Below are 22,612 nucleotides of genomic sequence, written 5' to 3'. Positions count from 1 at the left end.
CCACGCGCTTGACTCAGATCAACGGCAGCCGTGCTCGATACCCGCACAGTGAAGCGGTCATGACGCCGAGGCAAGGCAGGCGTCACGAGGCGGATGCCAACCCATTGACCCGATCGAAAGGGGGGAAGCCGATGAAACCCGATGCTTTGAAGACACCGAACGATGCCTGGCGCGCGGGCTGCGATCTCGCGTTGCGCGTGATCGCGCAGAACCGCGATTGGCAACACGAATGGCATGCGCTGGCAGGGCGATGCATCGAGCGCGATCGCACGGCGGTGCGCCGTCTGCAGCAGGCGCTGGGGGAATCGGAGGCATGGACGGCCTTCGCCGAGGCCGGCAGGCAAGTGATGAGCGACTGCGCGATCGCGAGCATCGCGATCTGGCAGGACGCCGCCGAGCTATGCATGCGTGCGCAATTCGAGAGTGCCAGTGCGTGGCGTACTTGGTTGCGCGAATACGGCGCAGGCGCGCTGTCTCGTTATCAGACCGACTGGTTGCCCGACCTCGGGCGACTCGCGGCGGTCAACGAAGCCAGCATGCCGTGGGCCGGCTGGATGGCGGCGCTGGAGCGCGGGATCGAGGACGCGGGCGGCGCAACAAACGGAGCACTGCCCGCCGGCCGCGTGAACGACATCGCAGGCGCACGGGAGCACGATCATGTCCGCTAAGCGCGTCGCGTTCGTCACGGGCGGAATGGGCGGCCTGGGCGCCGCGATCAGCCGGCGCCTGCACGATGTCGGCATGACGGTGGCGGTGTCGCATACGGAAGGCAACGATCACGTCGCGACGTGGCTCACGCACGAACGCGAGGCGGGCCGGACGTTCCACGCGTTCGAGGTCGACGTCGCCGACTACGATTCGTGCCGGCAATGCGCGTCGCGCGTGCTGGCCGAATTCGGGCGCGTCGACGTGCTCGTCAACAACGCCGGCATCACGCACGACGCCACCTTCGTGAAGATGACCAAGAGCATGTGGGATGCGGTGTTGCGCACCAATCTCGACGGCATGTTCAACATGACGAAGCCGTTCGTGCCGGGCATGATCGAAGGCGGCTTCGGGCGGATCGTGAACATCGGCTCCGTGAACGGTTCGCGCGGCGCCTACGGGCAGACCAACTACGCGGCCGCGAAGGCCGGCATCCACGGCTTCACGAAGGCGCTGGCGCTCGAGCTCGCGCGCCACGGCGTGACGGTCAACACGGTTGCGCCCGGCTATCTGGCGACCGCGATGCTCGAGACGGTGCCTAAGGAGGTGCTCGACACGAAGATCCTCCCGCAGATTCCGGTCGGCCGCCTGGGCAATCCCGACGAAATCGCCGCGCTCGTCGCGTTTCTGTGTTCCGATGCGGCGGCGTTCGCGACGGGCGCGGAATTCGACGTCAACGGCGGGATGCACATGAAATGAAGGCGGCCGTCATGCGCGCGCCGTTCGGGCCGGAGCTGCCGTGCCCGCCCGATGCAGTCGAAATCGCGACGAGCGCCGCCGGCTGCGCACCCGTTCGAGCGGCGCCCGCCGACGAGTGGAATCGCGCCGCGCATGCGAACGTGGCCGCGATGACCTTCGGGTTGTCACCCGTGTCGCTGGCGCTCGCCATGCTCGACTGGGGCGCGCATCTGGCTGTGGCCCCGGGGAAATGCTTCGTGCTCGCGACGCAGGCGTGGCTGGCCGCTCTCGCGCCGGCCGCAAGCCCGGGCGAGGGCGGGGCCGACGATGCCGACGCGAGCGGTCTGGCCGTGCACGCCGGGCAGTCCGATCCGCGCTTCGCCGCGCCCGCGTGGTCCGGCTGGCCGTTTCGCGCGTATCGCGACGGCTTCCTGTCGGTCCAGCGCTGGTGGCGCGACGCGACGCGCGGCGTGCCGGGCGTCGAACGGCATCACGAGGAACTGGTCGGATTCGTCGCACGGCAGTGGCTCGACGCGTGCTCGCCGGGCAATTTCCTGGCGACCAACCCGGTCGTGCTCGACGCGACGATGCGCAGCGGCGGCGCAAATCTCGCAGCCGGCTTGCACCACTGGCTGGACGACGCGAACGCGTTGCTCGATCGCACGAGCGGCACGCGCGCCCGCGACACACGCGGCTTTCTGCCGGGGCGCGACGTGGCGATCACGCCGGGCCGCGTCGTATGGCGCAACGCGCTGTGCGAGCTGCTGCAATACGACCCGACGACGCCCGCCGTCGCACGCGAGCCGATCTTGATCGTGCCGTCGTGGATCATGAAGTACTACATTCTCGACCTGCAGCCGCACGATTCGCTGATCCGCTTCCTGGTCGATGCCGGCTACACGGTGTTTGCCGTGTCGTGGCGCAATCCGGGCGCAGAGGCGCGCGAGCTCGGGCTCGACGATTACCTGCGCGACGGGTGCATGGCGGCGCTCGGCGCCGCGCGGTCGATCTGCGGCGAAGCCGTCCACGCGGTCGGCTACTGCCTCGGCGGCACGCTGCTGGCGATCGGCGCGGCGGCGCTCGCGCGCGACGGGCGGCAGCACGAGGCATTGCGGTCCGTCACGTTGCTGGCGGCCCAGACCGATTTCAGCGAGCCTGGCGAACTCGGCCTGTTCATCGACGCGAGCGAACTGTCCGCGCTCGATGCGCTGATGTGGCGGCAGGGCTATCTGGACGGCGCGCAGATGTCCGCCGCATTCCAGCTGCTGAACGCGCGCGACCTGATCTGGTCGCGCATGATGAGCGAATACCTGCTCGGCACGCGCACCAAGCCGAACGACCTGATGTCGTGGAACGAGGACACCACGCGCATGCCGTACCGGATGCACACGGAATACCTGACGCGGCTCTTCCTCGACAACGATCTCGCGGCCGGCCGCTACAGCGTCGACGGGCGGCCGGTCGCGCTGTCGGACATCGACGTGCCGACGTTCGTGGTCGGGACCGAACGCGATCACGTGTCGCCCTGGCGCTCCGTCTACAAGCTGCATCTGCTGACGCACCACGCGCTGACGTTCGTGCTGACTTCCGGCGGCCACAATGCCGGCATCGTGTCCGAGCCCGGGCACCCCGGGCGCCACTATCGCTGCGCGACGCGCGAGCCCGGCGCGCCTTACCGCAGCCGGCACGACTTCGTGCGCGAAACGCCGGCCGTCGACGGATCGTGGTGGACATGCTGGCGCGACTGGCTGCGCGCGCATTCGTCGGGCGACGTGTCGGCCCGCGTGCCGGCCGCCGGCTTCGGCGCGGCCCCCGGCACCTACGTGCTCGAGACATGAACATGAACCTGCATCCGGACGTGTCCGCCGGCGCATGCCTGCCCGGCCTGTTGCCGCGCGCGGACGGCGCACTGCCCGAGCTCATCGCGCGTGCGCGCCATGCGCCGCCGCTGACGGTGGCCGTCGTGCATCCGTGCGACCCGGCCAGCCTCGTCGCGCTGGCCGCGATCGATGCGTCGCCGCTGGGCGCGGTGATCGAGCCGCTGATCGTGGCGCCGCGGGCGAAGGTGTCGCGCGTTGCGGACGAGGCCGGCGTCGATCTGGCGAAATGGACGATCGAGGACGTGCCGCACAGCCACGCGGCGGCGGCCCGCGCGGTGACGCTCGCGGCGTCGGGCCGCGCCGGCGCGCTGATGAAGGGCAGCCTGCACACCGACGAGTTGATGGGCGCGGTCGTCGCCGCGGAATCGGGCCTGCGCACCGACAAGCGCATGTGTCACTGTTTCCTGATCGAGGCGCCCGCGTATCCGCGCCCGTTCCTGCTGACCGACGCGGCCGTCAATATCGCTCCGGATCTGGCCCGGAAGGCATCGATCACGCAGAACGCGATCGACGTCGCGCATGCGCTGGGCGTCGCGTGCCCGCGCGTGGCGGTGCTGTGCGCGGTCGAGACCGTGAATCCGGCGATGCGCTCGACGCTCGACGCGGCGGCACTGGCGAAGATGGCCGGGCGCGGGCAGATCACGGGCGCGATCGTCGACGGCCCGCTCGCGTTCGACAACGCGATATCGCAGCGGGCCGCGCGCGAGAAGGGCATCGATTCGCCGGTTGCCGGCCGTGCCGACATCCTCGTCGTGCCCGATATCGAAGCGGGCAACATGCTCGCGAAACAGCTCGAATACCTGGGCGGTGCCGCGAATGCGGGCGTCGTCGTGGGTGCGCGCGTGCCGATCGTGCTCACGAGCCGCGCCGACGGCGTCGCCGTGCGCGTCGCCTCCTGTGCGCTCGCGGTGTTGCTGGCACAGGCACGGCGTGGCGCCGCTCCAATTCCTGAACAGGCCCCCCTTTCGATGGAGGAACAGCGATGAAAGCACTTGTTTACCACGGCCCTGGGCGCAAGGCGCTCGAAGAGCGGCCCAAACCGGCACTGCAGTCGCCCACCGATGCGATCGTCCGCGTGACGCGCACGACGATCTGCGGCACCGATCTGCACATCCTCAAGGGCGACGTCCCGACCTGCGAACCGGGCCGCATTCTCGGCCACGAAGGCGTGGGCATCGTCGAGCAGGTGGGCGCCGCGGTCGATTCGCTGAAACCGGGCGACCACGTGCTGATTTCGTGCATCTCGTCGTGCGGCCGCTGCGAGTATTGCCGCCGCGGGCTGTATTCGCATTGCACGACCGGCGGCTGGATACTCGGCAACCGGATCGACGGCACGCAGGCCGAGTTCGTGCGCATCCCGCACGCGCCGACCAGCCTGTACCGCATTCCGGCCGGCGCGGACGAGGACGCGCTCGTGATGCTGTCCGACATCCTGCCGACCGGATTCGAATGCGGCGTGCTGAACGGCAAGGTGCAGCCGGGCTGCTCGGTCGCGATCGTCGGGGCAGGGCCGATCGGGTTGGCCGCGTTGCTGACCGCGCAGTTCTATTCGCCCGCGCGGATCGTCATGATCGATCCGGACAGCAACCGCCTCGACATCGCGCGGCGCTTCGGCGCGACCGACTGCTTCGACGGGCGCGACGGCGACCCGGTGGCGGACGTGATGAAGCTGACCGACGGCGTCGGCGTGGATTGCGCTATCGAAGCGGTCGGCATTCCGGCGACGTTCGAGATGTGCACGTCGCTCGTGGCGCCCGGCGGGGTTGTCGCGAACGTCGGCGTGCACGGCATCAAGGCCGACCTGCACCTCGAGAAGCTGTGGGATCGCAACATCGCGATCACGACGCGGCTCGTCGACACGGTCAGCACGCCGATGCTGCTCAAGACCGTCGGCGCCGGGCGCCTCGATCCGGCCCGTCTGATCACGCACCGGTTCTCGCTCGACGACGTGGAGCGCGCTTACGACACGTTCGGGCGCGCCGCGCAAACCCATGCGTTGAAGGTCATCATCGGAGTCGGCTGATTGCCGCCGCGCGCGTGACGGGGGCCGGCGAAGCCGCGTCTGCGCTTCCCGTGACGCGCAGCGGGCGTTTCGCCGGCGAATCGCCGGCGCTTCGGGTCACGTAGGCAGCGCGGCAGGCTCCTGCGTGTTGCCGGATTCAACCGCGTCCAGATCGACGCACTGCTCGTAGGTCGGCACCTCGCACCGCCAGTGCAGGCGCTCCTCGATGCGTCGGCGCATCGCATCCGCGGCGGCGGGTTCGCCATGCGTGACGAACGTCCGCACGGGCGCGCACGGCATCGTGCCGAGCCACTTCAGGATCTCTTCGTAGTCGGCATGGGCCGACAGCGTCGTGATCGACTCGACCTGCGCGCGCACGCGAACGTATTCGCCGTGAATCTTCAGCGTCGGCTCGTGCGCGGCCAGTGCCGCGCCGCGCGTGCCGGCGGCCTGGTAGCCGACCAGCGCGATCGTGTTGCGCGCATCCGGCGCGTAGCGGGCCAGGTGATGCAGCACGCGTCCGCCCGTCGCCATCCCGCTGCCGGCAATGATGACCATCGGGCCGTGGTGTTCGGCAATCGCCTTCGACTGGTCGACCGACCGGATCATCGTTGCCGCATGGCCCAGCGCGTTCGCTTCGGAGACGGTCAGGCGGTGCTCGAGGATATGGTGGCGGTAGATTTCGGTCACGTCCGTCGCCATCGGGCTGTCGACGAACACCGGGACGCGCGCCATGCGGCCGGATGCCTTCAGCCGCGCGATGTAGTGCAGGATTTCCTGCGCGCGGCCGACGGTGAAGCAGGGCATCACGACGACGCCGCCACGCGCGAAGGTCTTGTCGAACATCTCGGCCAGTTCGTTCTCGGGATCCGACGCCGGATGCAGGCGGTCGCCGTATGTCGATTCGATGACCAAATAGTCGGCATGCGCGGGCGGGCGCGGCGGCTGCATGATCGGGTCGTGATACCGGCCGAGGTCGCCCGAGAACGCGAGCACCTTCTGATCCCAGTGCATCACCACGCTCGCCGCGCCGAGGATGTGCCCGGCCGGCAGCAGGCGGAACGACACGGCGCCGCCCAGCGCCGTGCATTCGTCGAACGCGACGGGCGTCAGCAGGCGCAGCGCGCGCTGCGCGTCGTCCAGCGTGTAGAGCGGTTGCGCCGGATGATGCTTCGAGTAACCGTGCCGGTTAGCGAAGTCGGCTTCCTCCTCCTGCAGCCGCGCGCTGTCGCGTAGCATGATGTCGCAGAGTTCGGCCGTGGCTGCTGTGCAGTACACCGGCCCGCGATACCCTTCGCGCACCAGTACCGGGAGATACCCGGTGTGATCGATGTGCGCGTGCGTGAGCACGACGGCGTCCAGCGTGTCGGGGGCGAGCGGCAGCGTCCGCCAGTTGCGCAGCCGCAGGTTCTTCGTGCCCTGGAACAGGCCGCAATCGACCAGAACACGTCGACCGCCGTGCTCGACCAGATACTTCGAGCCGGTCACGGTTTCGGTCGCGCCGAGAAAAGTCAGTTTCATGGATTGTCTCACCGGGAGTCGACGGAACAGCAGGTCGATTACATCCCGAACGCGCGAACGGCGGTTGACCGAAATCAGGAATTGCGGAATCCTTGTGCCGCCGGCCGGGCGAGATTCCCAGGTGGCGCGCGGGTTGACGAGGATCAATCTTCGGCCCAGGACGCGGCAGGATAGTGATTCTGCGTGCGCGATGCGTATCGGCATCACGCGTCTTTCGGGATGAACCCATCATGACGTTGATCGTGAATCTGGACGGTGCCGGGCAGCATTACCGGCTGTGCTTCGTCCGCTCGCCGTGGGCGTGGTTCACCTGCTTGCCGCTCGACGAACAGTGCGGCGAGCGCTGGGCAGACGTGCCGTACCAGAATGCCGCGAAGCCGCCGTACAGCGATTCGCGCGCGCAATTGCTCCGGGTAGCGTTCGACGCGCCGAATCTGTTGCCGCCGGAGGCCGGGCGGCACGGGCATGCGTGGAGCGTCCAGCAGATCAACCACGGCGCGGCGCCGTGGCTGCGCAGCGAGGATTTCGTCGATGCGTTGACGCCGACCGTGCCGGCCGGGGCCACGCTCGCCACGTTCGTTGAAAGGATCGAGGCTGCCGGCGGCACCGTCTACGGGCCGCTCGGCTGGGCGGAGTTACCGCCGTGGCAGCGGCCCGACGTCGTGCCGCAGACGGGCTAATGGTCCGTGAAGCGCGGTCGTCAGCCCGCGTCACCCCAGCCGCCGCCGAGCGCGACGTAGAACGCGACCGTGTCCTGCAGGCGCTGCGCGACCGTCTGCAGCCAGGCAATCCGCGCCTGATGGTATTGCAGGTCGGCGACCAGCAACTGGACGTAGCCGGCGATCCCCGCGTCGTAACCGGCCTGCGTGAGCTTCAGTGCGTCACGCGCCGCGGCCATCGCGCGCGCCTGCGCATCGAGCGCCATCGCGTCGTTGGCAAGCGCGCGCAACGTGTCGGCCACCTGCGAGAACGCCGACAGAACGACCTGCCGATAGGCCGCATCGGCTTCGTCGTACGCATCCTGCGCGGCGCGCCGCCGGTTCAACAGCGTGCCGCCATGAAAGATCGGCGCAGTGAGTCCGGCGCCGACACTCCATGCGCGGCCGGCCGGCGCGAACAGTTTGCTGGCGACGACGCTGTCGAACCCGCCCGATGCTGACAGCGTGAGGTTCGGGTAGAGCGCGGCCGTCGCGACGCCGACCTGCGCGCTGGCCACGTGCAGCTGGGCTTCAGCCTGCAGGATGTCGGGGCGGCGACGCACCAGCGATGACGGTGCCGTGTCGGGCAGGCTGGCGGGCAGTTCGATCCCGTCGAGCGACAGGTCCGGCGTCCGCCAGTCGACCGGATAGCGCCCGGCCAGCAGCGCGAGCAGATCATCGGCCTGCGCGCGTTTCTGGTCGAGTGCGGGCAGCGCCGCCTCGAGCGACGCCCGCTGCGATTCCAGCGTCAGCACCGCGACGTAGGCCGCCGCGCCGGCCGTCACCTGCGCACCTGTCAGACGAATCTGCTCATCGAGCAGGCCGATCATTTCGCGCGTCGCCGCGGCTTCGTCGCGATAGGCCGCGCGCGCGACCATCGTATTGACGACGTTCGCGGTCAGCATCAGGTAGGCACCCGCCAGCGCTTGCCGTTGCGCATCGACGTCGGCCGCGAGCGCTTCGACCTGGCGCTGTTCGCCGCCCCACAGGTCGAGCGTGTAGCTGACCGTCGCCGACAGCGTGAACAGGTTGAAGATCGACGCCGGCAACGCCTGGCCGGTGCGCAGCGGCCAGGCGCGCTGGCGCGACGCACTGGCCTGCGCATCCACCTGCGGAAAGAAGATCCCCTGGCCCGCCCGCAGCGCGTGCTCGCTGCGCCGCAGCGTCGCTTCGGCGAGATCGAGCGTCGGGCTGCCGGTCAGCGCTTCGGCGACGGTCGAGTCGATCGCGCGGCTGCCGAAGCGCGTCCACCAGTCGCGCGTGAGCGCCGCGTCCGTCGACAACGCCTGCGTCCGGCCATCGCCGCTCCAGGAGCCGGACGCCGCGCCCGGATCGTCGGGCGGCACGAAGCGCGCGACGCGCGGCGCGGGCGGCGGCACGAAGTTCGGCCCGACCGTGCATCCGGCGAGCAGCACGGCGACGGCCAGCGCGCCGGTTCCGCGGCGCAGGGCGGGCGCGCAACGGACCCCGTTATTTGCCTGCGACGTAGACATCGACGATCTGTCCGGGAAACAGCCGCACATTCCTGTTCGGCACGATACGGAAAATGACCGGCAGCACGCGCACGTCGACGCGCTCGGTGCGCTGGTCGGACAGCTCGATCTTCGGTGTGACGTACGGCTGCACGCGCACGAACTGGAGATCGGCCTCGACCGACGTGCCGCGCACGAACATGTGTGCCTTCAACGCATGCAGGTCGGGTAGCTGGTGGATCAGGATTTCGTCGACGTAGCAGCGCACCTGCAGGCGGTCGACCGGCGTGCCGAGCACCGCGGCCGGCGCGTTGCCCTGCGTGTAGGTGTCGTAGAGCCCCTGCGAGGTCAGGTAGGAGCCTACGGCCGCGTTCATCGCCAGGACGGTGCCATCCGCCGGCGCGCGCAGCGTGTAGCGGGCGAGCAGGGCCGCCGCCGCGTCGGCCGCGCGCCGCAGCGCGATGGCCTGCGCTTCCTGGTTGCGCACGTCGTAGCGCCACGCGCCGGCCTTGGTCAGACGATACTGTCGCGTCACGACGTCCAGGTTGGCCGCCGCGACGCGAACTGTGTTCGCGGCCGTGTCGAGCGCATCGCGGCTGACGGCTTTCGGATCGATGTCGTACGCGTGCCGCTGCTTGTCGTACTGATCCTGCGCGAGCTTCAGGCTCGCCTGCGCGGCTGCGGTCTGCGCACTGGCCACGTCGAGCACCTCGCGGCGCGGCTGCGCCTTCAGCTCGTCGAGCAGCGCGTCGGCCGCGTCGGCCTGTGCCGCAAGCTGGGCAGCGGTCGCGCGCTGCACCGAGTCGTCGATTGTCAGCAGCGCGTCGCCGGCCTTCACCGGATCGCCGTCGTGCACGAGGATGCGCGTCACCGCGCCCGAGACGTCCGGATAGACGTTCACGTTCGCGCCGGCCGGCTGCTCGCTCTCGACGATGCCGTTCGCATAGACGCCGCGTGCATACGGATTGGCCGCCGGCTTGAATACCGGCGGCTGCGGCGGCTCCTGGCGGCTATAGACCCACGCGGCGACGACGCTTGCCAGGAAGCCGAGCACGGCCGCCACGAACACGAGCCGGTGTTTCATTGCGCACCTCCGCGCTCGATGCCGTTCAGCTTGCCGTCTTCCATCCGCAGGACGCGATCCGCGTATTCGAAGATCCGCGCATCATGCGTGACGATCACGATGCAGCGCGTGTCGTTGAGCACCTTGTGCTTGACGAAGTCGATGATCATGCGGCCCGTGTCGCCGTCGAGCGACGCGGTAGGTTCGTCGAGGATCAGCAGGTCGGGCTGGCTGACGATCGCGCGGGCGATTGCGACGCGCTGCTGTTCGCCGCCGGACAGCTTCACGGGCGGCAATTGCGCGCGGTTCGCGAGCCCGACGACGTCCAGGTACGCGTGCGCTTCCTTGATCGCGTCATTCCACGACCGGCGCTTCAGGATCAGCGGGATCGCCACGTTCTCCGCGGTCGTGAGCCGCGGGAACAGGTGGTAGTCCTGGAACACGAAGCCGATCCGGTTCAGCCGGAAATCGGCGATCGCGTCGTTCGGCTGCGACCACAGGTCGACGCCGTCGATCGAAACCGAACCGCCGTCCGGTCGCAGGATGCCGGAGATCACGCTGAGCAGCGTCGTCTTGCCGCTGCCGGACGGCCCGACAATCAGCAGCATCTCGCCGAAGTTCGCCTGCATCGACACGTCGCGCAACGCCTGCGTGCGCGCGTCGCCTTCGCCGAACCATTTGCTGACGCCGCGCGCGTCGATCGCGATGCCGGCCATCGTCATCCCCGGAAGATGTCGAATGGCTCGATGCGCAACACGCGCCGCACCCCGAGATAGCTCGAGATCGTCGCGATCACGACCACCATCCCGAACGCGAGCGACAGGTTGCCGTACGTGACGAGCGCCGCATAGTCTGGAATCCGCAGTTTCGCGAGACTGATCATCAGCACGCACAGCCCGACGCCGATGCCGTAGCCGGTCAGCGCGGTGAACGTCGCCTGGAACAGGATCATCGCGACCAACTCGCGGCTCTTCGCACCGATCGCCTTCAGCGCACCGAACTTGTCCAGGTTCTCGAGGATGAACGCATAGAACGTCTGGCCTGAAATCGACAGGCCGATGATGAAGCTGATGATCGTCATCAGCATGATGTTGGTGCCGAGCCCCGTCTCGTACTTGTAGAAGCGCGCGATCTGCGCGATGAATTCGTCGCGCGTGTATGCGCGATAGCCGAGCGATTGCACGACGGCCTTGATGTGGGCGACGTCGGCATCCGACTTCGGCTCGACGAGGATGTACGAGGTCGTGAAGCGCGGCGACGGAATGTAGCGGATCGCGCGCGCGTAGGTAGTGTAAAGCGTCGGCGTGCCGAACAATCCGCTCGCGGCGACCTTCGCGATGCCGACGATCACGCCGCGATGATCGTTCAACTCGAAATCGGTGCCGACGGACGGATTCTCGAGCTTCGGAAACTCGGGATCCTGAATCGCGATGAAGCCGTTTTCCGCGTAGATGTCCTCGATGCGGCCCTGCAGCATCGTCGGGCGACCGAGCAGGCTCGCGTCGTCGAGGCCGACGACCGTCACGGCCTGATAGGTACCGGAGCGCAGCTTGACGAGCGCGCCGCCGGAATAGAGCGGTACCGCATACTTGACACCATCGATGCTGCGCACGGAGTCGAGCACGTAGTCGGGCATGCCGATGCTGTTCGCGATCGTCTTCACGGCCGGATCCATCACCCAGACCTTCGCGCCGATATTGATGACCGACGCCGACGACTTGTTCAGGATGCCGGCGAACAGCGATGTCATCTCGATCATCAGCAGCACCGAGAACGTGATGCCGACGGTCAGCGCGGTGAATTTCGCGCTGTCGTTGACGAGCAGCTTGAACGCGAGACGGAAAATGCCGTTCATGATGGCGAATCCAGCGCGTCCGGCCCGTGCCGCTGTCGCCCGGACGATGCCGGATCCGGCTGCGCGACGAACGCGACGATGCCCGACACCAATGCGATGATCGCGTACGGGACGACCCGCTCGTCGATCAGCATCGCGTGCACGACGCCCAGCAGCGAGGCGAGCGCGATGAACACGCAGAACGTTGCAAGCGCGCTTCGGTATGGCAGACCCATCATGACGTTCTCCCGGGAAGCGGGCGTCGCGGAGGGCGGTGCCGCCCACGCAGCCGCCGCTGGTTGCGCAAGACATGGCGTCATGATCGCGTGCCGCGCGCCGGCACGATTGATCTGTATCAACGGACGAATTCCGGCGTCGCTGTCGCGACGCGCCGATCAAGTCATCTGACCAATCGTCTTGCGGAATCGCGTCAGCGACAGCAGGAACAGCACGCATCCGATCGCGAACAGCGCGGCAAACTGGGCCCACACCGCATCGAGCCCGGCACCTCGATACAGGATGCGTTGCGCGAGCTCGACGAAATGGGTGGTTGGCGCGACCAACATGACGTCCTGTACAACGGACGGCATGCTTTCGCGCGGCGTCAGTCCGCCCGACAGCAGTTGCAGCGGCAGCAGCACGAGGACGAGCAGCATGCCGAACTGCGGCATGCTGCGCACGAGCGTCGCGAGGAAGATCCCCATCGATGTCGTCGCGAACAGGTGCAACGCCATGCCGGCCACGAACAGCGACACGGAGCCGGGAATCGGCACGTGCAGCGCGCCGCCCACGACGAACATCAGCGACGCGACGGCAGCCGCCGCGACGACGAGCCCCATCGACCACACCTTCGCGAGCATGATTTCCGCCGCGGTCACCGGCATCACGAGCAGATGCTCGATCGTGCCGTGCTCGCGCTCGCGAATCAGTGCGGCCCCGGTGAGGATCATCGACAGCATCGTGACGTTGTTGATCAGCTCCATCAGCGCGCCGAACCGGACTTCGTCGAGATTCGGGTTGAAGCGCATGCGCATCGCGAGATCGACGGGCGGCAATGCCGTGCCGCGATGGCGCCGCACGAATGCATCGATCTCGCCCGATACGATCTGCTGGATGTAGCCGCCGCCGGTGAACGCCTGCGTCATGCGGGTTGCGTCGACGTTGAGCTGGACCGTCGCGTGGCGGCCGGCGAGCACGTCGCGCTGGAAGTCGGGCGGAATGTCGAGCGAGAACGTGTAGTCGCCGTCGTCGAGCCCGCGATCGGCGGCGCGGGCGTCGACGATCGGCGGCGGCGCGAACTGCGGCGGGAAGAACGCCGCCGCGATGCGCGCCGACAGCGGCGACGCATCCTCGTCGACGATCGCGATCGGCACCTTGTGCAGCGTTTCCGGGCGAGCGGTGGCGGCAACGTAGATCGACGCGCTGAACGTGTAGACGATGAGCGCGAGCAGGATCGGGTCGCGAGCGAGGCTCCACAATTCCTTGACCCCGAGCCGGAAAATGACGAGCAGGCGCGACATGGTCAGCGCTCCTGCTTGCGCAGCAGAACGCCGGTCATGACCAGGATGACCGGCACGGACGCGAGCATCGGCCAGAACTGGGATGACAGGTCGGCCAGGCCGAGCGTCTTGTTGTAGACGCCGCGGCTGATCGCGAGCATGTAAGTGGCCGGATAGACGGTGCCAATCCACTTGCCGCTGCCCTCGAGCGACGATAGCGGCGTGAGCAGGCCCGAGAACTGCACGACCGGAATCAGCGTGCCGACGATCGTCATGAAAATCGCCGCGATCTGGCTGCGGGTAAACGTCGACGCGAAAAGCCCGATGCCGGTGGCCACGACGTTGAATATCAGTACGGCGGCCGCCAGCGTTGCGAAACTGCCCTTGATCCGCACGCCGAACACGACGTCGGCCAGCACGACCATCAGCAGGAAGTTCAGCATGGCCAGCATGACGTATGGTGCCTGCTTGCCGAGCAGGAATTCGGCGCGCGTGACGGGAGTCACGTACAGGTTGACTATCGACCCGAGTTCGCGTTCCCGCACGACGGCGAGCGCCGTCAGCATCGCGGGCAGCATCAGCAGCAGCATCGGCATAATCGCCGGAATCATCGCCGGCAGGCTCTTGACGTCGGGGTTGTAGCGATAGCGGATCGCAATATCCACGGCCGGAACGAGCGATACGCCGAGCCGGCGCCTGGCCTGGTCGCGCATCCAGTTTTCGTGCATGCCGGCCACATAGCCGCGGATCGTCTCCGCGCGCATCGGCATCGCGCCATCGACCCACGCGCCGATCTCCACGCGGTGCCCGCGCGCGACGTCGCGCGCGAAACCGGGGGGTATCTCGAGCGCGAGCGACAGCTGGCCGTGGCGCATGCGGCGCTCGATGTCGCGGTCGTCCGCGAGCGGCGCGCGCGGCACGAAGTAGCGGGACCCGGCCAGATTCTGCGCATAGTCCTGGCTCAGGATCGACTGATCGCGGTCGAGCACCGCGAACGTCAGGTTGTCGACGTCGAGACTGATCCCGATGCTGATCACGCACATCAGCACGAGCGAGCCGAACAGCGCCAGCGTCGCGCGCAACGGATCGCGCCGCAATTCCAGCACCTCGCGCCACAGATAGCTGCCGGCGCGTGCCGGGCTGAACCACGCGGCCGCGTGGGCGGCACCGGCCGCCGCGAGGGGCGCCGCGAGCCAGCCGGCGTCGGGCGGCGCATCGGCCGCCGCGCCGCCCGCGCCCTCCGCACCGTCAGCGTCAGCATGCTGCGCATCGCTCAGGTAGCCGATGAACGCGTCCTCGAGCGTGGCCGCGCCGCGCAGGCGCACCAGTTCAGCCGGCGCTGCGCTCGCGAGCACGCGGCCCGCATGCATCAGCGAGATGCGGTCGCACCGTGCGGCCTCGTTCATGAAGTGCGTGGAAATGAAGATGGTGACGCGATCGTTGCGCGCGAGCGCGATCATCAGCCGCCAGAAGTCGTCGCGCGCGACTGGGTCCACGCCCGAGGTCGGCTCGTCCAGGATCAGCAGCTCGGGCTTGTGCACCATCGCGACCGCCAGGGACAGCCTCTGCCGCATCCCGAGCGGCAGGCGCTCGGGCAGCGCATCGAGCGCGTCGGCCAGCCCGAAGCGCTCGACCATTTCGGTCACGCGTGCGGGCACGTCCGGTTCCGGCACGCCGAACAGGCGCGCGTGCAGCACGAGGTTCTGCCGCACGGTCAGTTCTCCGTAGAGCGAAAACCCCTGCGACATATAGCCGACGCGCCGGCGCGTGTCGATGTCGTTCGTGGCGACCGGCCGGTCGAACAGCGTCGCCGTGCCTTCGGACGCGGGAAGCAGGCCGGTGAGCATCTTCATCGTCGTCGACTTGCCGCAGCCGTTGGAGCCGAGAAAGCCGAAGATTTCGCCTTGGCGGATCTGCAAGCTCACGTGGTCGACCGCGACGAAATCGCCGAACCGCATCGTCAACGCGTCGGCCTCGATCGCGTAGCCGGCGGCCTGGTCGGGCTGGAACGGCTCGATCACGACCGACTGGTGTCCTCGCCGGCGCGCCTCCGGCAGCAGCGCGATGAACGCGGCTTCCAGCGTGTCGCAACCGGTGCGCTCGAGCAGCTCGTCAGGGCTGCCGGTTGCCAGCACGCGGCCCGCGTCCATCGCGATCAGCCGGTCGAAGCGACGGGCCTCGTCCATGTACGCGGTGGCGACTAGCACGCTCATCGCCGGGCGGGCGGCGCGAATGCGGCCGATCAGTTCCCAGAACTGCGCGCGCGACAGCGGATCGACGCCGGTCGTCGGCTCGTCCAGGATCAACAGGTCGGGATCGTGGATCAACGCGCAGCACAGGCCGAGCTTCTGCTTCATGCCGCCGGACAGCTTGCCGGCCGGGCGATCGAGGAACCGCTGCAGGCCGGTGCTCTGCGTCAGCGCGTCGATCCGGCGACGGCGCTCCGCGGCATCGTGGCCGAACAGTCGCGCAAAAAACTGCAGGTTTTCCTCGACCGACAGAGTCGCGTACAGGTTGCGGCCGAGGCCCTGCGGCATGTAGGCGATGCGCCGACATGCGCGCGCGCGATGGCGGCGCGACGCCAGGTCGCCGTCGAGCGTCCATACGCGCCCCTGCTGGATCGCGCGCGCGCCGGACACGAGCGCGAGCAGGCTCGACTTGCCGACGCCGTCCGGCCCGATCAGCCCGATCATGCGGCCGGCCGGGATGTCGAGGGTCACGTCGTCGAGCGCGTACTTGTCGCCGTAGCGCAGCGAGACGGCGGACAGCCGGGCGACCATGCGCGGATCGGCCGACACCGGCGAACGATCGATCGCTCCGGCATCGGTGCCGGCGGGCGTCGGCGCGTTCATTGCGGCACCCTGATCGCGAGGCGATCCGGCCAGCCCGCGCGCGGGTCGGTCTTCAGCCACGCGACGCCCGGCAGTCCGGTCTTCACGAGTTTCAGGTGGCGCTGCAACAGATCGCGATCGATGCGTGCCTTGACGCGGAACATCAGCTTCTGCCGCTCGGTGGCCGTCTCGACCGTTTTCGGCGTGAACTGCGCGGTGCTCGACACATAGGACACGCGTGCGGGAATCACGTATTCCGGCGCCGCATCGAGCACGATCCGCACGTCGGCGCCGAGCGGCACCCGGCCGACGACCGCTTCGGGCAGGAAGAACGTCATGTAGACGTCGGACAGGTCGACTACGTTGAGCACCTTGCCGCCTGCCGGCAGGACTTCGCCCGATTCCGCGATCCGGTACTGGACACGCCCGTCGCGCGGCGAAGTCAGCTCGCTGTCCGCGATGTCGGCCCGCACGCGCGCGACGGTCGCCTGCGCGGCCGTCACGGCCGAGCGCGCCGCGACGAGCTGGGCGCGCGTTGCGTCGACGGCGGCCTGGGCCGCTTCCACCTGCGCGCGCGCGGCGTTCACGGTCGCGCGCAGGCTGCCGGCGCGCGCGCGATCGTCGTCCAGCTCCTGCAGCGACGACGCGCCGTCGCGCGACAGCGTTTCGGACCGCGCGAGCCGTCGCGTGGCCGCGTCCAGCTCGCTTTCCCGTTGCACGACGACGGCCGCGGCCGCAGCCTTGTCGCTGCGGCGCTGCGCGACCTGCGCGTCGATGCTCGCCGCGGTGTTCACCGCCTGTTGCTCGCGCGCCCGTGCTTCGTCGAGCTGCGCCTGAAGGACGACGACGTCCATGCGTGCGAGCGGCTGGCCGGCCGTCACGAAGTCTCCTTCGTCGACGAGCATGGCGGTGACGCGCCCCGGCAGCTTGGTCGCGACGTCGATTTCGGTCGCCTCGATGCGGCCGTTGCCGCTGACGAGCCCCGCATCCGTCTGGCCGTCGCGCCAGCGCGTCCACCCGTAGTACGCGAGGCCGATCGCGAGCACGGCCGCACCGACACCGATCAGAAGAGGGCGCGGGATGGTTTTCATGGTGTGTTGTCCGAGTCTGTCGAAATGGGAGCCGTTGCCGCGGTGGTCTTGCCGGTGTCGATCTCGCCGCCGCCGAGCGCGCCGTACAGCGCGACGCGGCTCGACAGCAGCGCACGGCGCGTCATCACCAGCTGCTGTTCGGCGTTCATCAGGTCCCGTTGGGCATCGAGCACTTCGAGGAAGCGGGTTGCCCCGCTGTCGTAGCGCAGCTTCGCGAGGCGTGCGCGCTCGGCCTGCGACGCCAGCGTGGCGCGCTCGATGGCGACCTGGTCGGCGAGCCAGTGGCGCGCCGCGAGCGCATCGGACACGTCGCGGAACGCGCGCTGTAGCGTCTTCTCGTACTGCGCGAGCGCCTCGTCGCGTTGCGCGTGCGAGAGCGCGAGATTCGACCGGTTGCGGCCGCCGTCGACGAGCGGCAGCGTGACGTTCGGAATCACCGACCACACGCCCGCACCGGACGACAGCAGGTCATGCAGCGCGCTGCTTCCCGAGCCGATCGCGCTCGTCAGAGCGATGCGCGGAAAGAATGCCGCGCGCGCCGCGCCGATGTTCGCGCGGGTCGCCTGCAGTTCGTGCTCCGCCGCGATCACGTCCGGGCGCCGGGTCAGCAGCGACGACGGCAGGCCGGGGGCGAGCGACGGCAGCACCGCGCCGTCGTCGAGCGCGAGCGGCGTGTCGGCCAGCGCCGGCGGCGCACCGACGAGCAACGCCAGCGCATCGGCCGCCGTCGCGCGCGCTTGCTGCAACTGGACGCCGAGCGATTCCGCCTGCTGCAGCAGGATTTCCGATTGCGTCAGGTCGAGGCGGGAGATCGCGCCGGCCGCGTGGCGAAGCCGGAAAATCCGCAGCGATTCGCGGCGTGTGTCGATCGTCGCGCGGGTCAGCGCGATGCGTTCGTCGATTTCGCACAGGTTCAGATCTGCGTTAGCGACACCGGTGACGACGCTCAGCGTCACCGCCCGTTTCGCCGCGTCGCTCGCGAGATAGCGCTGGAGCGCCGCGTCCTTCAGGTTGCGCACGCGTCCCCAGAAGTCGAGCTCCCATTGCGTCTCGGCCAGCTGGACTTCGTAGAGCTGGCCGATGACGGGCGCAGGCGTGAGGAAGCCGCCCGGCGTGCGAAACCGTGCATAGGCTGCCCCCGCACCGATCGTCGGCCATTGATCGGCGCTGCGGATGCCGTAGACCGCCCGCGCCTGCTCGACCCGTGCAACGGCCGCGCGCAGATCGCGGTTCTCGGCGAGCGCCTGCCCGATCAACGCACGCAGCCGTGCGTCGACGAAGTAGGCCTGCCACTCGGGCACGGGCGTCGCGGGCGTCGCGTCGGCGGAAGGATCCGGAAAGGAGGCGGGAATCGGTGCGGCGGCGCGCTCGTCCGGCGGCGCAAGCGACAGGCAGCCCGACAGCAGCCCCATGCCTGCCGCGAGCGCAATGGCACGCATGCGCCGCACGACGGCAGGATGAAAGCGAACAGCAGGCGCGGCAGCGCGCATGGGATGCCTCGTCGAATACTGAAATGCGAGAATACGGGATGGCGTCGCCCTCCAGGCGCTGCCGCTTCGGATTCACTTATATCCGACGATTGCAGGGTTTCCCCTTGATCTGTGTCACTCGGGCGGGAATGCGTTTCGAGCCGCCCCTCGCTTGACGCAAGCGTCGCGGCGTGACTCCGAAGGTTTCGCGATCGCGTCGGACGCAACCGCGTGGTGCCTGTTACGGGCGATCGCCCGGCCCCGGATTGAGCAGCACGACGAACGCGAGGATGCTGGAGATCAGCGTGACGATCGAATACCGGAACACTTCCTCGTCGAACAGCATCCCGTGAACGATGCCGACCAGCGACGCAATCGCGATGAACACGCTGAGCGTCGCGAGCACGATGCGGTACTGCTTGTGGATCATGACGGTCTCCCGGAAAGCGGTGGACGTCGACGGTCGTACGAATGCGAAACGCGCCGGTTGCGGCGGTTTTCGCGACGTACGCCGATTCATGATCGCGTCGCGCCTCGTTGCGCGGTTGATCTGTGTCAACGGACAAAATCGGCCATCGCCTGCCCGACGGCCTCTGCCGCCAGCCCGCCTTTGATTGATCCTCGTCAACCCGCCGGCGCGGCCGTGCGCGATGCTGTACACGGTGCCGCACGCGCTCGCTCGCATGCTTTGCGGCCGGCACGGGCCGATGGGAGACCGACATGAAATCCGATGCAGTACTCAAGCAGGATGTCGAGCAGGCGTTGTTCTGGAACCCGGCGGTCGATGCACGGAGGATCGACGTCGAGGTGCGCGACCGGATTGTGACGTTGCGCGGCACGGTCGACAGCTGGGCCCAGAAGCTCGAGGCGCAGAAAACGGCACTGCATATCGCCGATGCGCGCGCGCTGGTGCTCGAACTGAACGTCGCCCCGCCGGAGAACGCGTGCGCGGACCAGGAACTGGCGATCGCGATCACATTCGCGCTCGGATGGCAGGAGGCGTTGCGCGATCACAAGATCAGCGTCGAGGTCGATCACGGCTGCGTGACGCTCGATGGCGAAGTCGATCATGCGTATCAGAGCCGGGCGGCGGAAGCGATGGTGAGCCGGATGATCGGCGTTGTCGGCGTGGCGAACCGTATCCGCGTGCGGACGGATCACACGGTGCCGGACGTTGGCGCGCGGATCGCCGAGGCGCTTGCACGCCGCGCGCACCGTGAATCCGCGGGAATCTCGATCGACGCGGCCGACGGCGTTGTCACGCTGACGGGCGCGGTCGCGTCGCTGGCGGAGAAGCGTGCCGCGTGCGGCGCGGCGGCGTCGGTCAGGGGCGTGCGCGAAGTCGTCGACCGGCTGACCGTAGCCTGACCGGCTTGCACGTGCGGTCTACTACCAGGAGAAACAGCGATGAAGCGTTCGCATACCGGCCCCAGCCGAAATTATCTGCGCCGCGACAAGCGCATGCAGCCGCATACGAAGGACAGTTACCGTGATCCGAAGCGGCCGACAGGTGACCACGTCTGCGAAGGTTGCGGCGCGGTCTGCGACGCGGGCCGCTGGACATGGTCCGCGACCGCGCTCGACGGGCGCCAACTCGAATGCCCGGCCTGCAAGCGAATGCGGGAAAACGTGCCAGCGGGCGAACTGGTGTTGCATGGCGAGTATCTGCGAGCGCACCGGTCGACGATTCTCAAGTTACTCGAGCATCAGGCCGATCTGGAGACGAGCGAGCATGCACTCGAACGCATCATGGACATCGAGAAATCCGCCGAATCGCTCATCGTTCGAACGACGGGCGTACACATGGTCCGCCGCCTCGGTGAAGCGCTGCTGCGTGCGCACCACGGCGATCTCGCGATCAACTACCGCGACGGCGAGGACGTGCTGCGCGCACACTGGACGCGCGATGAAGCGTGAGCGGGTGGTCGTCCGCCGGGCAGGTTCGATCCCATGAACAAATCATTCGACTACTCCGGGTTGCTGATCCCGATCGCGTTCGCTGTGCTGGTCGCGTTCCAACTGCTGGCGCGTCAGCCGGCGGCGACGTCGATTTCGTACAGCGATTTTCACCGCTTGGTCGAAGCACGGCTCGTCGCCGATCTCGAGATCGGCCAATCGTCGATCTCGGGCACGCTGCGCATGCCGGCGGCCGGCGCCGCGCTGCCCGCGTCCGACGCGGCAGAGGTGAAGGAGTTAGGGCCGCCGTGGCGCTTCACGACGAACCGGGTGAGCGACGAAGGCCTGGTCGCTGCGCTGACGAATGCCGGGATTCGCTACCGCGGCGCGACGGATACGGGTTGGATCGAGACGCTCGCGGCATGGATCTTCCCGTTGATCGGCTTCGTCGTGATCTGGAATTTCTTGATGCGACGGCCGGGCGGGATGCGCGACCTGAGCGGCATGGGCAAAAGCCGCGCCCGCGTGTACATGCAGAAGGAAACCGGCATCACGTTCGACGACATCGCGGGCATCGACGAAGCGAAGGCCGAGTTGCAGCAGATCGTCGCGTTCCTGCGCAACCCCGAACGCTACCAGCGACTCGGCGGCAAGATCCCGAAGGGCGTGCTGATCGTCGGCGCGCCCGGCACCGGCAAAACGCTGCTCGCGCGCGCGGTCGCCGGCGAAGCCGCGGTGCCGTTCTTCACGATCAGCGGTTCGGCGTTCGTCGAGATGTTCGTCGGCGTCGGCGCGGCGCGCGTGCGCGATCTCTTCGAACAGGCCCAGCGGAGCGCGCCGTGCATCGTGTTCATCGACGAGCTCGATGCGCTCGGCAAGGCGCGCGGCGTCGGCCTGATGTCGGGCAACGACGAGCGCGAGCAGACGCTCAACCAGCTGCTCGTCGAGATGGACGGCTTCCAGGCCAATTCGGGCGTCATCATCATGGCCGCGACCAACCGGCCCGAGATTCTCGATCCCGCACTGCTGCGCCCCGGGCGTTTCGACCGGCACATCGCGATCGACCGGCCGGACCTGACCGGACGCAAGCAGATCCTCGCCGTCCATACGAAGCGGGTGAAGCTCGCGCCGGAAGTCGACCTGGCCGAGCTGGCGCAGCGCACGCCCGGTTTCGTCGGCGCCGATCTCGCGAACGTCGTCAACGAAGCCGCGTTGCATGCGGCCGAACTGGGCAAGCCCGCGATCGGGATGGCCGATTTCGACGAAGCCATCGATCGCGCGATGACCGGCATGGAACGCAAGAGCCGCGTGATGAACGAACAGGAAAAGCGGACCATCGCGTACCACGAATCGGGGCATGCGCTCGTCGCGCAAAGTCGCGCGCACTGCGATCCGGTGAAGAAGGTGTCGATCATTCCTCGTGGGATCGCGGCGCTCGGCTACACGCAGCAGGTGCCGACAGAGGATCGCTACGTGCTGCGCAGAAGCGAACTGCTCGACCGGCTCGACGTGTTGCTCGGCGGGCGCGTGGCCGAGGAAATCGCATTCGGCGACGTGTCGACCGGCGCGCAGAACGATCTCGAGCGGGCGACCGCGCTGGCGCGTCACATGGTGATGCAGTACGGGATGAGCGAGAAGGTCGGCCTCGTCACGCTCGACGATGGCGCCCCGCAAGGCGGCGCACCGGGCGTATGGACGCCGGGCGACGGCCATTGCAGCGAGCACACGGCGCAGCTGATCGACGAAGAGGTGCGCGCGCTGCTCGAGGACGCGCATGCGCGGGTCACGGCGACGCTCGGCGAGCACCGCGACGCGCTCGAACGGATCGCGCTCAGCTTGCTGCAGCACGAATCGATCGATCACGACGGGCTGGTGACGCTCATCGCGCCGCCGGACGATGCCGACGTGACGCCCCGGCCGGCGCAAGCCGACGCGGAAACGACCACGGGCGTCTCTGCCTGAAGAAACGACCG

At 68.3% G+C, this 22,612-nt stretch carries 20 protein-coding genes; 9 read left to right on the top strand and 11 right to left on the bottom strand.

What is annotated here, in order from left to right; translation table 11 throughout:
* Positions 1–131 precede the first annotated feature (131 nt).
* The 5 genes from BST28156_RS11470 to BST28156_RS11450 are packed head-to-tail and all read left to right on the top strand — an operon-like array spanning position 132 to position 5,286.
* Positions 132–668 (top strand): hypothetical protein, encoded by a 537-nt coding sequence (locus BST28156_RS11470; RefSeq protein ID WP_006415459.1) that lies wholly within the window; start codon positions 132–134, stop codon positions 666–668.
* Positions 658–1,404, top strand: coding sequence for a beta-ketoacyl-ACP reductase (locus BST28156_RS11465; protein ID WP_006415423.1), 747 nt, complete (start codon positions 658–660; stop codon positions 1,402–1,404). Before BST28156_RS11470 ends, BST28156_RS11465 begins: the two co-directional genes overlap by 11 nt.
* Positions 1,401–3,221 (top strand): PHA/PHB synthase family protein, encoded by a 1,821-nt coding sequence (locus tag BST28156_RS11460; RefSeq protein WP_012218244.1) that lies wholly within the window; start codon positions 1,401–1,403, stop codon positions 3,219–3,221. The genes BST28156_RS11465 and BST28156_RS11460 overlap by 4 nt, the downstream gene beginning before the upstream one ends.
* Complete coding sequence (locus tag BST28156_RS11455; protein ID WP_012218243.1) at positions 3,218–4,249, top strand: bifunctional enoyl-CoA hydratase/phosphate acetyltransferase; 1,032 nt, start codon at positions 3,218–3,220, stop codon at positions 4,247–4,249. The genes BST28156_RS11460 and BST28156_RS11455 overlap by 4 nt, the downstream gene beginning before the upstream one ends.
* Entirely contained in the window at positions 4,246–5,286 is a 1,041-nt protein-coding gene (locus tag BST28156_RS11450) for a zinc-dependent alcohol dehydrogenase family protein (RefSeq protein WP_009693635.1), read from the top strand. Before BST28156_RS11455 ends, BST28156_RS11450 begins: the two co-directional genes overlap by 4 nt.
* 96 nt (positions 5,287–5,382) lie before the next feature.
* Here BST28156_RS11450 and BST28156_RS11445 read toward each other — a convergent pair whose 3' ends face one another.
* Positions 5,383–6,786 carry an MBL fold metallo-hydrolase RNA specificity domain-containing protein gene (locus tag BST28156_RS11445; RefSeq protein ID WP_009693634.1) on the bottom strand — a complete coding sequence of 468 codons (1,404 nt, stop codon included), beginning with the start codon at positions 6,784–6,786 and terminating at the stop codon, positions 5,383–5,385.
* A gap of 230 nt (positions 6,787–7,016) precedes the next feature.
* On the opposite strand from BST28156_RS11445, the gene BST28156_RS11440 reads away from it, so the two are divergent.
* A complete protein-coding gene (locus tag BST28156_RS11440; protein WP_012218242.1) occupies positions 7,017–7,466 on the top strand; it encodes a hypothetical protein in 450 nt (149 codons plus the stop codon).
* Positions 7,467–7,486: 20 nt separating this feature from the next.
* Here BST28156_RS11440 and BST28156_RS11435 read toward each other — a convergent pair whose 3' ends face one another.
* From BST28156_RS11435 to BST28156_RS11390, 10 genes are all read right to left on the bottom strand, one after another.
* Positions 7,487–8,977 carry an efflux transporter outer membrane subunit gene (locus BST28156_RS11435; RefSeq protein WP_012218241.1) on the bottom strand — a complete coding sequence of 497 codons (1,491 nt, stop codon included), beginning with the start codon at positions 8,975–8,977 and terminating at the stop codon, positions 7,487–7,489.
* Positions 8,955–10,040, bottom strand: coding sequence for an HlyD family secretion protein (locus tag BST28156_RS11430; protein WP_006415444.1), 1,086 nt, complete (start codon positions 10,038–10,040; stop codon positions 8,955–8,957). Before BST28156_RS11430 ends, BST28156_RS11435 begins: the two co-directional genes overlap by 23 nt.
* Entirely contained in the window at positions 10,037–10,741 is a 705-nt protein-coding gene (locus BST28156_RS11425) for an ABC transporter ATP-binding protein (RefSeq protein WP_038442338.1), read from the bottom strand. The genes BST28156_RS11430 and BST28156_RS11425 overlap by 4 nt, the downstream gene beginning before the upstream one ends.
* The gene (locus tag BST28156_RS11420) at positions 10,738–11,874 is read right to left on the bottom strand and encodes an ABC transporter permease (RefSeq protein WP_012218239.1); all 1,137 of its coding nucleotides are present in this window, start codon (positions 11,872–11,874) and stop codon (positions 10,738–10,740) included. The genes BST28156_RS11425 and BST28156_RS11420 overlap by 4 nt, the downstream gene beginning before the upstream one ends.
* On the bottom strand, positions 11,871–12,092 hold the full coding sequence (locus BST28156_RS11415; RefSeq protein WP_006415456.1) for a DUF2964 family protein: 222 nt from the start codon (positions 12,090–12,092) through the stop codon (positions 11,871–11,873). The genes BST28156_RS11420 and BST28156_RS11415 overlap by 4 nt, the downstream gene beginning before the upstream one ends.
* A gap of 156 nt (positions 12,093–12,248) precedes the next feature.
* A complete protein-coding gene (locus BST28156_RS11410) occupies positions 12,249–13,373 on the bottom strand; it encodes an ABC transporter permease (protein WP_012218238.1) in 1,125 nt (374 codons plus the stop codon).
* Between the two features lie 2 nt (positions 13,374–13,375).
* The gene (gene rbbA / locus BST28156_RS11405; protein ID WP_012218237.1) at positions 13,376–16,204 is read right to left on the bottom strand and encodes a ribosome-associated ATPase/putative transporter RbbA; all 2,829 of its coding nucleotides are present in this window, start codon (positions 16,202–16,204) and stop codon (positions 13,376–13,378) included.
* Complete coding sequence (locus BST28156_RS11400; RefSeq protein WP_012218236.1) at positions 16,201–17,274, bottom strand: HlyD family secretion protein; 1,074 nt, start codon at positions 17,272–17,274, stop codon at positions 16,201–16,203. Before BST28156_RS11400 ends, rbbA begins: the two co-directional genes overlap by 4 nt.
* Positions 17,271–18,764: an efflux transporter outer membrane subunit gene (locus BST28156_RS11395; protein WP_012218235.1), complete on the bottom strand. Its 1,494-nt coding sequence runs from the start codon at positions 18,762–18,764 to the stop codon at positions 17,271–17,273. Before BST28156_RS11395 ends, BST28156_RS11400 begins: the two co-directional genes overlap by 4 nt.
* Before the next feature lie 220 nt (positions 18,765–18,984).
* Positions 18,985–19,173, bottom strand: a complete 189-nt coding sequence (locus BST28156_RS11390; protein WP_012464867.1) for a DUF2964 family protein — start codon at positions 19,171–19,173, stop codon at positions 18,985–18,987.
* A 290-nt stretch (positions 19,174–19,463) separates the two neighbouring features.
* Here BST28156_RS11390 and BST28156_RS11385 point away from each other — a divergent pair, with 290 nt between their 5' ends.
* The 3 genes from BST28156_RS11385 to ftsH are packed head-to-tail and all read left to right on the top strand — an operon-like array spanning position 19,464 to position 22,601.
* Positions 19,464–20,111 carry a BON domain-containing protein gene (locus BST28156_RS11385; protein WP_012218233.1) on the top strand — a complete coding sequence of 216 codons (648 nt, stop codon included), beginning with the start codon at positions 19,464–19,466 and terminating at the stop codon, positions 20,109–20,111.
* Positions 20,112–20,150: 39 nt separating this feature from the next.
* Positions 20,151–20,660, top strand: coding sequence for a BCAM0308 family protein (locus BST28156_RS11380; RefSeq protein WP_012218232.1), 510 nt, complete (start codon positions 20,151–20,153; stop codon positions 20,658–20,660).
* Positions 20,661–20,693: 33 nt separating this feature from the next.
* Positions 20,694–22,601, top strand: a complete 1,908-nt coding sequence (ftsH, locus tag BST28156_RS11375) for an ATP-dependent zinc metalloprotease FtsH (protein WP_012218231.1) — start codon at positions 20,694–20,696, stop codon at positions 22,599–22,601.
* Positions 22,602–22,612 lie beyond the last annotated feature (11 nt).

The organism is Burkholderia pseudomultivorans, assembly GCF_902499075.1.
Classification (GTDB): Bacteria; Pseudomonadota; Gammaproteobacteria; order Burkholderiales; family Burkholderiaceae; genus Burkholderia; species Burkholderia pseudomultivorans.
The sequence above is the reverse complement of the archived record's forward strand: the minus strand, read 5'-3'. Positions and strand labels throughout refer to the sequence as shown.

What these genes read in the sequence shown, in the direction of transcription:
- BST28156_RS11470 (WP_006415459.1), top strand. Translation starts at nt 132, where the DNA reads ATGAAACCCGATGCTTTGAAGACACCGAACGATGCCTGGCGCGCGGGC.
- BST28156_RS11465 (WP_006415423.1), top strand. Translation starts at nt 658, where the DNA reads ATGTCCGCTAAGCGCGTCGCGTTCGTCACGGGCGGAATGGGCGGCCTG.
- BST28156_RS11460 (WP_012218244.1), top strand. Translation starts at nt 1,401, where the DNA reads ATGAAGGCGGCCGTCATGCGCGCGCCGTTCGGGCCGGAGCTGCCGTGC.
- BST28156_RS11455 (WP_012218243.1), top strand. Translation starts at nt 3,218, where the DNA reads ATGAACATGAACCTGCATCCGGACGTGTCCGCCGGCGCATGCCTGCCC.
- BST28156_RS11450 (WP_009693635.1), top strand. Translation starts at nt 4,246, where the DNA reads ATGAAAGCACTTGTTTACCACGGCCCTGGGCGCAAGGCGCTCGAAGAG.
- BST28156_RS11445 (WP_009693634.1), bottom strand. Translation starts at nt 6,786, where the DNA reads ATGAAACTGACTTTTCTCGGCGCGACCGAAACCGTGACCGGCTCGAAG.
- BST28156_RS11440 (WP_012218242.1), top strand. Translation starts at nt 7,017, where the DNA reads ATGACGTTGATCGTGAATCTGGACGGTGCCGGGCAGCATTACCGGCTG.
- BST28156_RS11435 (WP_012218241.1), bottom strand. Translation starts at nt 8,977, where the DNA reads ATGTCTACGTCGCAGGCAAATAACGGGGTCCGTTGCGCGCCCGCCCTG.
- BST28156_RS11430 (WP_006415444.1), bottom strand. Translation starts at nt 10,040, where the DNA reads ATGAAACACCGGCTCGTGTTCGTGGCGGCCGTGCTCGGCTTCCTGGCA.
- BST28156_RS11425 (WP_038442338.1), bottom strand. Translation starts at nt 10,741, where the DNA reads ATGACGATGGCCGGCATCGCGATCGACGCGCGCGGCGTCAGCAAATGG.
- BST28156_RS11420 (WP_012218239.1), bottom strand. Translation starts at nt 11,874, where the DNA reads ATGAACGGCATTTTCCGTCTCGCGTTCAAGCTGCTCGTCAACGACAGC.
- BST28156_RS11415 (WP_006415456.1), bottom strand. Translation starts at nt 12,092, where the DNA reads ATGATGGGTCTGCCATACCGAAGCGCGCTTGCAACGTTCTGCGTGTTC.
- BST28156_RS11410 (WP_012218238.1), bottom strand. Translation starts at nt 13,373, where the DNA reads ATGTCGCGCCTGCTCGTCATTTTCCGGCTCGGGGTCAAGGAATTGTGG.
- rbbA (WP_012218237.1), bottom strand. Translation starts at nt 16,204, where the DNA reads ATGAACGCGCCGACGCCCGCCGGCACCGATGCCGGAGCGATCGATCGT.
- BST28156_RS11400 (WP_012218236.1), bottom strand. Translation starts at nt 17,274, where the DNA reads ATGAAAACCATCCCGCGCCCTCTTCTGATCGGTGTCGGTGCGGCCGTG.
- BST28156_RS11395 (WP_012218235.1), bottom strand. Translation starts at nt 18,764, where the DNA reads ATGCGCGCTGCCGCGCCTGCTGTTCGCTTTCATCCTGCCGTCGTGCGG.
- BST28156_RS11390 (WP_012464867.1), bottom strand. Translation starts at nt 19,173, where the DNA reads ATGATCCACAAGCAGTACCGCATCGTGCTCGCGACGCTCAGCGTGTTC.
- BST28156_RS11385 (WP_012218233.1), top strand. Translation starts at nt 19,464, where the DNA reads ATGAAATCCGATGCAGTACTCAAGCAGGATGTCGAGCAGGCGTTGTTC.
- BST28156_RS11380 (WP_012218232.1), top strand. Translation starts at nt 20,151, where the DNA reads ATGAAGCGTTCGCATACCGGCCCCAGCCGAAATTATCTGCGCCGCGAC.
- ftsH (WP_012218231.1), top strand. Translation starts at nt 20,694, where the DNA reads ATGAACAAATCATTCGACTACTCCGGGTTGCTGATCCCGATCGCGTTC.